We start from the raw sequence: 12,454 nt of genomic DNA, 5'->3' as shown, positions 1-12,454 counted from the left end.
CTAATAATAGAACAGTTATAGTTAATTTTGCCATCTACTGCTTACATTATCCTGAATATATACTTTATCTACTTGCAGTCTGCCGAGCTGTAGAGCAAGGCTGCTATACCTCATCGTAATATGTAAGGAGATTAAGATGAAAAAAGTCAAAGGTATCTACCGCGCACCACACCAACATTGGGTGGGAGATGGCTTCCCGGTACGTTCACTATTTTCATACCAAAGCCATGGCAAACAACTTAGCCCTTTCCTGCTGCTCGACTATGCCGGGCCGATGGAGTTTACCGCGACCAAACTTCGTCGGGGTGTCGGGCAACATCCACACCGTGGCTTTGAAACTGTCACTATTGTTTATCATGGTGAAGTTGAACATCGTGATTCAACCGGTAAAGGCGGTGTTATTGGCCCCGGTGATGTGCAATGGATGACCGCCGGTAGCGGTATTTTACATGAAGAGTTTCATTCAGATACCTTTGCACAACAGGGTGGCGCTTTTGAAATGGTGCAACTGTGGGTCAACCTGCCCGCAAAAGACAAAATGGCGGCTCCTGGCTATCAGGCCATTGGTAGTGAACGCATTCCTCAGGTTGCATTACCTGAAGGTGCCGGTAGTCTGCGGGTCATCGCTGGCAGTTATGCGGATGCAAGCGGCCCTGCCCATACCTTCTCTCCATTGAACGTTTGGGATATTCGACTGAATCAGGATAAGAGTGCTGAGTTTTCATTGCCTGTCGGTTGGAACAGCGCATTGATCGTGTTGCGAGGATCCGTGCTGGTCAATGGTGATGCCCTTGCCCGTGATGCAGAAATGGTATTACTGGACTCTGCTGGCAGTCATGTAACGATAGAGGCCAATAATGATGCGGTGCTCTTGCTACTGAGTGGTGAGCCCATTGATGAGCCCATTATCGGCTACGGGCCATTTGTGATGAACACACAACAACAGATAACCGAAGCTATTGCTGATTTTAACGGCGGTCGTTTTGGTTCAATGAATACCCACTCATAATTGTTACGGTATCGACCATTACCTGACAGCAATTTGTCCGGTAATGGTATTGATCCTCCCAGCAAAAAAACACCCCTTAGCTAAAATATGACATTACAAGCAAGAGATGGTTTGCTGTCACGAACCCGCCATAAATAGCGCATTTACTACCCGGTTATCGACTAAACTTAATATTATATAGCGCTTATTCTCTGCACTTAGACAAGGCGCTGCCAAAATGTTTTCCCTTATGGTGTTATTTGTCATCTGCTGTTTTTCAGTTTGTTATTTTCGCCTATAATCAGTGTGTTTAAATATTGATAAAATAAATAACACTGTCGTGTTTTTTTAACATTAGTGCTATTAACTTTCGTTTGAATATTTCTCATTTATCCTATCTTCTTTATTAAGAAACAGTGCTAACCAAATGGATGCAACGGTGATTTTATTGAAGTAGTACGGCTGCCAAGCGATTCTTTCGCATAGGAATTCACCATGAAGCCAAAAATAATATCAGAATGTAAAGAAGCCTCGCAATTTGAATACACCGAAAACAATGCATTATTAAAAGCATTAGACAGTTCATTAGCCATTATTGAGTTTGATCTTTCCAGCCATATTATCGCGGTTAATCAAAACTATCTGGATTATTTTGGTTATCAGCGTGATGAAGTCATTGGTCAGCATCATTTAATGTTTTGCCGGCCAGGATATTCCACCAGCGAAGAGTATCTGACACTTAAGCAATGTTTACTGGCTGGGGGATCAGTCGAGGGCCGTTTTGAGCGGTTACATAAAGACGGCTCAACTGTCTGGCTGGCGGCCATCTATCAACCGGTCCCTGGCCCTGATGGGGCCGTAACCCACATGGTGAAAATCGCCAAAGACATTACTTTTTTAATTGAGCAACAAAAAGCCACTCAAGAGTGGGTGCAACTGTTGACTCAATTAACTGATCGTAGCGACAGTGCAATGTTTATCGCCGCTCATGGTGAGCATGGGCAGCAAGCAGTTTATATTAATCAAGGGTTTACCAAGTTATTCGGTTATACCCCAGAACAGGCTCTGGGACAAAATATGGTTGATTTGCTACAGAGTGACCATCCTGAACAACTCGCGTTAATGGATACAACCTCACCAGAGTCGCGCCAGCAACTGTTACCTAAAGAGTTATTCTACAGTAAAGACCGGCAACCCCACTGGTGCTCCGCCATGATTAACTCGCTGGTTGATGGACACGATAAGCCCAGTTATAGCATCGGCGTATTAACCGATATCACCCTGACCAAAATGTATGAAGTATTGCAATATAAAGTGTTGGAAGCTCTGGTTAAAGAACGCCCACTGGAAGAGGTGATGTCTTTGCTATGCCATGAAGTTGAACGTATTGCCCCAGAGGTGACCGCCAGTATTTTACAGGCCAGTGGGGGCCACTATCTCCACCATCTTGCCGGTCCCAACTTACCGCTGATCTATACTGCCGCACTCTCTTGCATACCTATTGGCCCATTTGCCGGTTCTTGTGGCACTGCTGCATTTCGTAAAGAGCCGGTCGAAGTACGGGATATCGCCACCGACATGCTGTGGGATAACTATCGCCACTTGATTCTGCCTCATGGTCTGCTGGCCTGTTGGTCGACACCTATCCTATCCAGTCAGGGGGGGATCCTGGGGACATTTGCTTTTTACTACAAAGAAGTCCGTGGCCCCAGTGAGTTTCACCTTCAGTTAGTCACGTTGATCGCAAACTTGTGCGCTCTGGCGATGGAGCGGGAACAATCACGCCAGCAAATTCAGCATTTGGCATTCTATGATTCCCTAACCGGCCTGCCTAACCGCACCCAGTTTCTGGTTTATGCCAAACAAGCTATCACCCTGGCCGCTGAAGTGGGCCACATGCTGGCAGTATTAGTGATCAATCTGGATCGTTTCAAACAAGTTAATGACTCGTTCGGTCATGCCGCTGGTGATGAACTCCTCGCCTTGATCGCCCAACGCCTGCGGGACGAGATGCCAAAAAATGACATTATCGGCCGCCTCTCAGGCGATGAGTTTATTATTATTCTGACACCTTGCACCCTACAGCAGGCCACCGTGAAAGTTGAGAAGATGCTGAGCCTGCTGTCTCAACCCTGTCAGATAGCCAATACCACGATCATTCCTTCTGCCAGTGTCGGGATCAGTTTGTACCCGGAAAATGGTTTAGAAATGGATACATTGATGAACCACGCCGATATTGCGATGCATAAAGCGAAGCATATGGGACACGGGCATTTCAATTTCTTCAGCCTGGAAATGAACCATCTCAATCGACAGCGCCAAGATATGGAGGATGCCTTACGTCATGCATTTCATACCGGCTCGCTTGAATTATTTTATCAGCCACAAGTGATGCTGAAAGATGGGCATCTGTATGGCGTGGAAGCACTCAGTCGCTGGAGGCATCCAATATTGGGGAATATCCCACCACAACGTTTTATTCCTATCGCCGAAGAGTGTGGCCTGATTAATGAGCTGGCCCTGTGGGCGATTGAAACCGCTTGCCGACAATTAGCCGACTGGCGCTTACGCGAGATTGATATTCCCTCGGTTTCAGTCAATTTATCCCCGACTAACTTCCATAATCCGGGTTTACCTGACATGATCCTGCATACCTTGCAGTACTATCATTTACCGCCTCAGGATCTCACGTTGGAAATTACCGAAGATATCTTGATTGAAAATAATCCGGTCATTTTCGTCGCCATAGAAAAGATCCATCGCTTGGGGGTACGTCTATCTATGGATGATTTTGGTACTGGTTACTCCAGCCTGAGCTATCTGCGTCGCTTGGATCTTGATGAAATCAAACTGGATAAAAGTTTTGTGCATGACCTTGAATATGATGAAACCAGCCGAACCTTGAGTGAGGCCGTGATCCGTATTGGCGAGAGTTTACAACTGACGGTGATTGTCGAAGGAGTAGAAAATGAAGCTCAGCGGACGTTACTAAGCCGTCAAGGCTATCAGATTGGTCAAGGGTTGCTGTTCTCGGAGGCACTACCTGCCATCAAACTGGAACAATGGTTAGAGCATCGCACGACTCGTTAACTCATGAAGAACAAGAGATAAACGATTAATTGTACTACCCTATAAACCGAGTTATAACAATGTCGTTATAAGAACAGAGTTATCACGCTAATAAGTGACATTGTCACTATCATTAGGTTAGGCCCAGCCCAACCTTTTCATTTGTCGACAAATTCTTTATCCTTGTCGCCTTTGTAATTTGGATATTGTTTTATTGTTATGCAAAAATTTCTTTTCCTGCTGTTAAGTCTGATTCTACTGGGTCCGTTGGGCATAGACCTCTATTTACCGACGATCCCTGCGATTGCCAAGGGGCTAAATAGTAGTGAGTCATTGATTCAATCCACTATTGCCTTATTTATTCTGGTGCTGGGCATTGGCCAGCTCATTGCCGGGCCACTGGTTGATAAATATGGTCGCAAACCGATTGCTATCATTGGCATCATTCTTTACATGCTGGGTGCGGCCATGGCCGCACTGGCAGTCAGTCCATTCATGTTTGTCAGTTCCCGCCTGTTACAAGGTGTGGCTGTTTGCTGTACTGCGGTGGTGGCATTCAGTGGCGTACGCGACCGCCTTAGCGGCAATGAGGCGGCACGCGCTTATGGATTCCTAAATGGTACCTTAAATATCGTACCGGCATTGGCCCCGTTGCTGGGCGGTTTGTTGGCGGAAGCCTTCGGTTGGCGAGCACCCTTCTGGTTCCTGGCGTTATACGGATTACTGGTGTTAATCCTGATCATCGTTTTCCTGCCGGAAACACGTCCAGCGCATACACAACCGGTAAATGGCTTGCCGATAAAAAACTATCTGCGCATATTGCGCGATGATCGTTTCCTTATCTTCGCACTGGTTAACGCCGGTGCTATGGGTATGGCATTAACTTATGTCTCTCTTGCCCCCAATGTGCTGATGGTCGGTGCCGGATTAAGCCCGCTGCAATTCTCATTGGTTTTTGGGGCTAATGGTTTTTGGATCATGGCAGTGAGTTTTTTTGCCAATCGAGTTATTCAAAAGGTTGGCCGTCCGACTTGCCTGATGACCGGTAGCCTACTGATGGCATTGGGTTGCCTGGGGCTGTTATTTGGCCTGACTCAGTTATCAGCGGAAACACAACATCACTGGCTGGTGTATATGTTACCTGTTGCCAGTGCCTGCGCCGGTTTAGCCTTTATGATGGGGCCGGCCACCAGCTATGCACTGGAACCCTATGCTAATGAGGCTGGTGTGGCCTCTGCGTTAGTCGGGTTTGTGCAGATGGCGGGCGGTGCCGGATTAGGCCTGTTGGCAATGGCGTTACCGATTGAGCCTAAGTTATCACTCGCAATCGTGATGCTGGCAGGGTGTTTATTGGCTTGGCTGGCACGCCGCGCCAGCAGACATGTTCGCGGCAAGCTGGAAGAAATAAACTAAAAGGCCATTATGTGCGCTCAGCAGTTACATTAACTCGGGCTGCTAGCGCACACATCAACTCATACCCTACTGTACCGGCCGCTACTGCCACATTATCAATAGGCAGGCATTCCCCCATCTGTCGACTTTACTGCCCACCCGCGCCTGCGGGCATGGCGTTAAATCCACCGTCAGCATATCCATCGAAATCGACCCTACCGTATGGGTCAAGATGCCATCCACTATGATCGCTGCGCCACTCGCGGTGATTATTAATCGCAGTACTTTAACCAACCGGATGAATATCGTGTAAAGGCGTGATATTCAGTGGCCGAAAACCGGCGCTATAACGCGCGACCGACAAATCATCAGACAAGATGGCTGGTCGGCGGCCATATATAATATCAGCCAATAATTGACCAGAACCACATGCCATGGTCCAACCCAAGGTGCCATGACCCGTATTCAAATAGAGATTTTTAAGCGAGGTTCGCCCAATAATTGGTGTGCCGTCCGGTGTCATCGGGCGCAAACCCGTCCAAAATGTGGCCTGACTGATATTGCCGCCATGGGGATATAAATCACCTACCACCATTTCCAGGGTTTCACGCCGCGCTGCTGCCAGTTGCATATTAAATCCAAAGATTTCGGCCATACCACCAACCCGAATACGGTCATCAAAACGCGTAATTGCAATCTTATAAGTCTCATCCAGCACCGTAGAAAAGGGTGCCGAGGCAGGATCAGTAATAGGAATGGTCAGTGAGTAACCTTTTAGTGGGTAAACCGGAATAGACACCAACCCCGCCAGCAACGCGGTAGAGTAAGCGCCAAAAGCCACCACATAAGCCTCTGCTTTAATAATATCATCGCCACATAACACGCCCGCGATTTGGTCACCGTCCACCAGCAGTTTATCTACTGAACGATTAAAAATAAACTTAACGCCAGCCTGTTCGGCCATTTTAGCTAACCGTTCAGTAAATAGCTTACAGTCGCCGGTTTCGTCATTGGGTAAACGTAAACCGCCGGTAAGTTTATGCGCAACTTTCGCCAATGCCGGTTCAACCGTGGTCAGTTGGTCAGCGGTTAATAGCGAATATGGCACTCCGGCATCATCCAAAACCGCAATATCCTTGGCGGCATTATCAAATTGCTGCTCGGTACGGAATAATTGCAGCGTTCCGCCTTGACGCCCTTCATACTGAATACCGGTCTGTTCACGCAGCTCTTTTAAACAATCTCGGCTGTATTCTGCCAGGCGCACCATGCGACTTTTATTGAGGAGATAGTGGGAAGTGTCGCAGTTTCTCAGCATCTGCCACATCCAACGCAATTGGAAACGACTGCCATCAAGGTGGATCGCCAGAGGAGCATGGCGCTGAAACATCCATTTAATTGCCTTAAGAGGTACCCCCGGTGCCGCCCAAGGCGCTGCATATCCGGGAGATATCTGACCTGCGTTAGCAGCACTGGTTTCCTGTGCTGGCCCCTCCTGACGGTCAATCACAGTGACATCGTGACCATCTTTGGCTAGGTACCAGGCACTGGCTACCCCCACTACACCACTTCCTAAAATGACAATACGCATATCATCCCCACGCCAAAACAGACCATAAAGCACAATATTCCATTAACAAAGAATTAACCCAGCGGAAAAAACTAGCGAGCACATTAATTATATACCGTGATTTGATTCACAATTAATTTACAATATAATTACTTTTGAGTTCAATAGCGTGAGGGAAATAGCGATAAAATCCTCTTTTGGACCGGTAATACGACAGGAAAGTGAGAAAACGCCATAATTACCTCGATTAACAGCATGAATAATTGGCATATTGCACAAACTGATTTTGTTGGTTTTATATTTCAATATTTAGGTTGTTTTTCAGAATAAAACGCTTAAAAAACCCCCTTCAAGATTAGCCCTTCTGCCGCTAAAAAATAATCTATATTGACATAACGTCTTGCCATGCCTCAGTTTGTTCATATTGAGCTAGGATTATTGAAGTGACCGGTATTTTGCAGGGTTATAAAACCGTGAGGATGCGCTAATGATAACTTCAACATCGAAACAAACCGCGCAAGATAAGCGCCTAACTGACGGCCCGGACTGGACATTTGAATTGTTGCAGGTCTATCTCGATCAAATAGATCGGGTGGCAAAACATTACCGACTTGATACTTATCCCCACCAGATAGAGGTGATCACCTCAGAGCAAATGATGGATGCCTATTCCAGTATTGGCATGCCCATCAACTATACCCATTGGTCTTTCGGTAAGAAATTTATCGAAACCGAGCAAAAATATAAGCACGGTCAGCAAGGGTTAGCTTACGAGATTGTGATTAACTCCAATCCTTGTATCGCTTATTTAATGGAAGAAAATACCATTACCATGCAAGCCTTAGTGATGGCTCATGCGTGCTATGGACATAATTCTTTTTTTAAGAATAACTACTTATTCCGGGCCTGGACCGATGCCAGTTCCATCGTCGATTATCTGTTATTTGCCCGCCATTACATCAGCGAATGCGAGGAACGCTACGGTGTAGAAGAGGTTGAGCGGCTGCTCGACTCTTGCCATGCGCTGATGAATTATGGGGTGGATCGCTATAAACGCCCGCAAAAAATCTCACTGATCGAGGAAACTGCACGTCAGAAAAGCCGCGAGGAGTATCTGCAAAGCCAGGTCAATTCGTTGTGGAAAACACTGCCGCGCAAGGGCCGGGAAGAAGTATTGGTGCAGGCTCAACGCTATCCTAGTGAACCGCAGGAAAATCTGCTCTATTTCATGGAGAAAAATGCACCACTGTTGGAGTCATGGCAACGAGAAGTGTTGCGAATCGTTCGCAAGGTCAGTCAGTATTTTTATCCACAAAAACAAACTCAGGTAATGAATGAAGGCTGGGCGACATTTTGGCACTACACCATTCTTAACCATCTGTACGATGAAGGTCTGGTCACTGATAGGTTTATGATGGAGTTTTTGCACAGCCACACCAACGTGGTGTACCAACCGCCGTATAACAGCCCTTATTACAACGGCATTAATCCTTACGCTCTTGGCTTTGCCATGTTCCAGGATATCAAACGTATCTGCTTGTCACCGACTGAGGAAGATTATTACTGGTTCCCGGATATTGCCGGTAAAGATTGGCTGGATACGCTGCATTTTGCGATGCGCGACTTTAAGGATGAAAGCTTCATTAGCCAGTTTTTATCACCAAAAGTGATGCGTGACTTCCGTCTCTTCACGGTACTGGATGATGATAAGAGTCACTATCTGGAGATCTCGGCTATTCATAACGAAGAGGGTTATCGTGCCATTCGTAATGAATTATCTGCTCAATATAACTTGAGTAATCACGAACCGAATATTCAGGTCTGGAATGTCGATCTGCGCGGTGATCGCTCTCTGACCCTGCGTTACATTCCTCATGATCGCGCACCACTGGATAAAAGCCGTCAGCAAGTGATGAAACATATTCATCGGCTCTGGGGGTTTGATATTCATATGGAACAATTGAATGATGACGGCAGTATTGAGTTACTGGACAGCGTACCGGCCAGAGCCAATAAGCTCTAAAACCGGCAAAAGGGGCACCGAATGCCCCTTTTGCTTTGCTGTGTTACGGCAGCCTCGGCTAACGGCGCGCTTCGGCTAAATCACTCGGCATAGTGCCCTGCATGCTGTGCCAGATAGCGCCACTCTCTTTACCGTAAGTTCGCAGGCAATCCAGCACCTGATCAGCGGCTTTCTCATCACAAAGTGTTGACAGCTTGCTATAGAACTGCAGTGCCAATTCACGCGCCTCTGGATTTGAGAAATAGTAACGCCCAACCCGAGTGTAAAGCCCTTTCATGCCATTCAGGATCAAACCATAAATCGGGTTGCCTGAAGCAAAAGCCAAACCACGGAAAATGCCATAATCCAGTGCAGTGAAAGCCTCTGAGTTGTTCGCGACCGTTTGGGCTTGCGCCAGAATTTCCTGCGCCTTTTCCGGGTGATTACGAATTGCCGTCCGCACATAAATAGTGGCGATATTTGTTCTAACTGCCAGTAAGTTGTCTATCAATTGTGGAACGCTATCATGATCCAACCGCGCCAGTGTTTCCAAAATATTGAGGCCGGATGTCTCCCAAAAATTGTTTACTTTCGTCGGTTTACCATGCTGAATAGTGAGCCAGCCATCGCGGGCTAAGCGTTGCAAGACTTCACGCAATGTTGTGCGGGTCACTCCAATCAGCTCTGAAAGTTCACGCTCCGCGGGCAAAATAGTGCCTGGAGGGAAGCGATTATTCCAAATACTTTCAATAATATACTCTTCCGCGAAACCGGCAGGACTTTGCGCCTTTATAACCATATTTTTGACGTTCCGTAGCGATAAATATCAGCAATTTAGTGCGCTCATCATACCAGACGACTGTATTGTGATATAGCGTCAGAGCCTAACAAATGGCGAAAGTAGTCATAAAGTTGCAAAAATTGCGCAGATGTAATGATGAACAGATTATACCTATTGCTTTTAGATAAATAACGTAAAGTAAAATGTAACTTTGAAGGGTAATCGCCCCATAATAATTTTATTAAGGAGACCATAACTCACAATGGATATGACCATTAGACAAGCTGTACTCAGGAATTTTCTTGGTCACTCACCTGACTGGTACAAACTGGCAATTATAGGGTTTCTCATCATCAACCCACTGGTATTCTTTTTTGTCAGCCCATTTGTCGCGGGTTGGATGCTGGTAGTCGAATTCATCTTCACGCTGGCGATGGCGCTGAAATGTTACCCACTGCAACCCGGCGGGTTATTAGCTATTCAAGCCGTAGCCATCGGTATGACCCGCCCGCACCAGGTTGCAGAAGAAATCGCTAATAATCTGGAAGTCCTGTTGTTATTGGTGTTTATGGTAGCAGGCATCTATTTCATGAAGCAGTTGTTACTGTTTGTATTTACTAAACTGTTGCTCACCATCCGCTCAAAAATAGTGCTTTCATTAGCCTTCTGTGTCGCTTCTGCATTCCTGTCGGCGTTTCTTGATGCCTTAACTGTGATTGCAGTGGTCATCAGCGTATCCGTTGGTTTTTATACTATTTATCATCATGTTGCATCAAACCATGCTGATAAAGACATTACTGATGACAGTTGGATCGACAATCAGGAAAACCGCAAAACCCTGGAACAATTTCGGGCATTTTTACGCAGCCTGATGATGCATGCCGGTGTGGGTACGGCACTGGGCGGCGTTATGACCATGGTTGGCGAGCCTCAAAATCTGATTATCGCTAAAAGTGCAGGCTGGAATTTTGCCGACTTCTTTATTCGCATGTTGCCCGTTACCCTACCGGTACTCTGTTGCGGCTTATTGGTTTGCCTGTTGGTAGAGCGTTTCAAACTGTTTGGTTATGGCACTGAACTGCCTGAGCGCGTTCGCCAGGTTCTGACTGAGTACGATAAACAAGCCAGTGCAAAAAGAAGCCAGCAAGAGAAAATGAAACTTCTGATCCAGGCATTGATTGGTGTGTGGCTGGTGCTGGCGTTGGCACTGCATTTAGCCGAGGTAGGCTTAGTGGGGTTGTCGGTGATTATTCTTGCCACCTCCCTGTGTGGTATCACTAATGAACACGCCTTGGGTAAAGCTTTTCAGGAAGCATTGCCTTTCACCGCCCTGCTAACGGTATTTTTCGCCGTGGTTGCTGTCATCATTGAACAAAGCCTCTTCTCACCCATTATTCAATTTGTGTTGCAATCCTCACCATCCGCACAGTTATCGCTGTTTTATCTGTTTAACGGCTTACTGTCTTCTGTCTCAGACAATGTTTTTGTCGGCACGGTGTATATCAACGAAGCCCGTACCGCATTCGAACACGGCATTATTTCGCTTCAGCAGTTTGAGTTATTGGCGGTTGCCATCAATACCGGGACCAACCTTCCCTCGGTCGCCACACCGAATGGTCAGGCAGCCTTCCTGTTTCTGTTAACGTCTGCGCTGGCACCATTAATTCGTCTTTCGTATGGGCGCATGGTATATATGGCTCTGCCATATACTATCGTGATGACAGCCGTCGGCCTGTTGGGTGTCGAGTACTTATTAGTCCCCATGACGGAATGGATGATGCAAAGTGGCTGGATAAGTTTGCCTCATCTCGCTGTCGTGACTAGCATCACACACTGATCGCTTGCATTATAGTCTCTGCCAGGTCATTTACCGCGAGGGCGGTTATTGGCTTTGAGGGATGATGGGCTGGTAAAACAAACCAATATCTCATCCAAAGTAAAACTCATGCTCGTGATAAACTATCATGCGCGAGAAATAGCTGATTTTTGCCTAATTTTACCCTTGGGTAGCTGGCAGCATAGATGAATTGGTTTACACTGCCGGTACAATTGCTTACTGCATGGAAAATAAAGATATGTTGCAATTTTTTAACCGCTGCTCCAAAGGGCGCGGTGCTTGGCTATTAATGGCCCTGACTGCACTTGCACTAGAATTGGTTGCGCTCTATTTTCAACACGTGATGTTGCTACAGCCTTGCGTAATGTGTATTTACGAACGGGCCGCTTTATTCGGCATTCTTGGTGCGTCGTTATTGGGTGCAATTGCACCTAAATCACCGCTGCGCTATCTGGCTATTTTTATCTGGATCTACAGTGCATGGCGAGGGGTTCAGCTAGCTTGGGTGCATACGATGTTACAACTGCATCCTTCACCTTTCACGACCTGTGATTTCTTTGTCAGCTTCCCTTCCTGGTTACCCTTGGATAAATGGCTACCGGCGGTATTTGTCGCCAGTGGCGATTGTTCAGTGAAACAATGGGAATTCCTGTCATTAGAAATGCCGCAATGGTTGGTGGGGATTTTCGCGGCATATTTACTGGTTGGTGTACTCGTACTGATCAGCCAATTTGTTAAACCGAAAAGACGCGATCTGTTTGGCCGATAATTTTCAAACATATCTTTATCTATCAATGGCGCCACTCGGCGCCATT

8 protein-coding genes and 1 pseudogene are annotated in these 12,454 nt (G+C 46.6%); 6 read left to right on the top strand and 3 right to left on the bottom strand.

The features are described 5' to 3' along the window. Nucleotides 1-136: 136 nt before the first annotated feature. From AEP37_RS01200 to AEP37_RS01190, 3 genes are all read left to right on the top strand, one after another. Entirely contained in the window at nucleotides 137-1,009 is an 873-nt protein-coding gene (locus AEP37_RS01200) for a pirin family protein (RefSeq protein ID WP_049608606.1), read from the top strand. A gap of 474 nt (nucleotides 1,010-1,483) precedes the next feature. Continuing rightward, the gene (locus AEP37_RS01195) at nucleotides 1,484-4,078 is read left to right on the top strand and encodes a sensor domain-containing protein (RefSeq protein ID WP_049608605.1); all 2,595 of its coding nucleotides are present in this window, start codon (nucleotides 1,484-1,486) and stop codon (nucleotides 4,076-4,078) included. A 198-nt stretch (nucleotides 4,079-4,276) separates the two neighbouring features. Beyond that, the gene (locus tag AEP37_RS01190) at nucleotides 4,277-5,470 is read left to right on the top strand and encodes a multidrug effflux MFS transporter (RefSeq protein ID WP_049608602.1); all 1,194 of its coding nucleotides are present in this window, start codon (nucleotides 4,277-4,279) and stop codon (nucleotides 5,468-5,470) included. Between the two features lie 7 nt (nucleotides 5,471-5,477). Here AEP37_RS01190 and AEP37_RS24500 read toward each other — a convergent pair. Together AEP37_RS24500 and AEP37_RS01185 are read right to left on the bottom strand one after the other, a co-directional pair. Then, a pseudogene (locus AEP37_RS24500) lies at nucleotides 5,478-5,701 on the bottom strand (alanine racemase C-terminal domain-containing protein); the annotation flags it as partial. A 34-nt stretch (nucleotides 5,702-5,735) separates the two neighbouring features. Next, nucleotides 5,736-7,040 (bottom strand): D-amino acid dehydrogenase, encoded by a 1,305-nt coding sequence (locus AEP37_RS01185; RefSeq protein ID WP_049608966.1) that lies wholly within the window; start codon nucleotides 7,038-7,040, stop codon nucleotides 5,736-5,738. A gap of 466 nt (nucleotides 7,041-7,506) precedes the next feature. Here AEP37_RS01185 and AEP37_RS01180 point away from each other — a divergent pair, with 466 nt between their 5' ends. After that, on the top strand, nucleotides 7,507-9,042 hold the full coding sequence (locus AEP37_RS01180; RefSeq protein WP_049608599.1) for a SpoVR family protein: 1,536 nt from the start codon (nucleotides 7,507-7,509) through the stop codon (nucleotides 9,040-9,042). A 58-nt stretch (nucleotides 9,043-9,100) separates the two neighbouring features. Here AEP37_RS01180 and fadR read toward each other — a convergent pair whose 3' ends face one another. Continuing rightward, entirely contained in the window at nucleotides 9,101-9,820 is a 720-nt protein-coding gene (fadR, locus tag AEP37_RS01175; RefSeq protein ID WP_049608596.1) for a fatty acid metabolism transcriptional regulator FadR, read from the bottom strand. Nucleotides 9,821-10,064: 244 nt separating this feature from the next. Between fadR and nhaB the strand changes: the two genes are divergently transcribed. Beyond that, nucleotides 10,065-11,639, top strand: a complete 1,575-nt coding sequence (gene nhaB, locus AEP37_RS01170; RefSeq protein WP_049608593.1) for a sodium/proton antiporter NhaB — start codon at nucleotides 10,065-10,067, stop codon at nucleotides 11,637-11,639. Between the two features lie 238 nt (nucleotides 11,640-11,877). After that, the gene (dsbB, locus tag AEP37_RS01165) at nucleotides 11,878-12,408 is read left to right on the top strand and encodes a disulfide bond formation protein DsbB (RefSeq protein ID WP_049608590.1); all 531 of its coding nucleotides are present in this window, start codon (nucleotides 11,878-11,880) and stop codon (nucleotides 12,406-12,408) included. Nucleotides 12,409-12,454: the final 46 nt, after the last annotated feature.

This window comes from Yersinia pekkanenii, from assembly GCF_001152565.1.
GTDB classification, from domain to species: Bacteria; Pseudomonadota; Gammaproteobacteria; order Enterobacterales; family Enterobacteriaceae; genus Yersinia; species Yersinia pekkanenii.
This window is presented reverse-complemented; position numbering and strand designations above follow the sequence as displayed.

Excerpts from the sequence above, each read along its gene's own strand:
- AEP37_RS01200 (WP_049608606.1), top strand. The coding sequence starts at position 137 with ATGAAAAAAGTCAAAGGTATCTACCGCGCACCACACCAACATTGGGTG.
- AEP37_RS01195 (WP_049608605.1), top strand. The coding sequence starts at position 1,484 with ATGAAGCCAAAAATAATATCAGAATGTAAAGAAGCCTCGCAATTTGAA.
- AEP37_RS01190 (WP_049608602.1), top strand. The coding sequence starts at position 4,277 with ATGCAAAAATTTCTTTTCCTGCTGTTAAGTCTGATTCTACTGGGTCCG.
- AEP37_RS01185 (WP_049608966.1), bottom strand. The coding sequence starts at position 7,040 with ATGCGTATTGTCATTTTAGGAAGTGGTGTAGTGGGGGTAGCCAGTGCC.
- AEP37_RS01180 (WP_049608599.1), top strand. The coding sequence starts at position 7,507 with ATGATAACTTCAACATCGAAACAAACCGCGCAAGATAAGCGCCTAACT.
- fadR (WP_049608596.1), bottom strand. The coding sequence starts at position 9,820 with ATGGTTATAAAGGCGCAAAGTCCTGCCGGTTTCGCGGAAGAGTATATT.
- nhaB (WP_049608593.1), top strand. The coding sequence starts at position 10,065 with ATGGATATGACCATTAGACAAGCTGTACTCAGGAATTTTCTTGGTCAC.
- dsbB (WP_049608590.1), top strand. The coding sequence starts at position 11,878 with ATGTTGCAATTTTTTAACCGCTGCTCCAAAGGGCGCGGTGCTTGGCTA.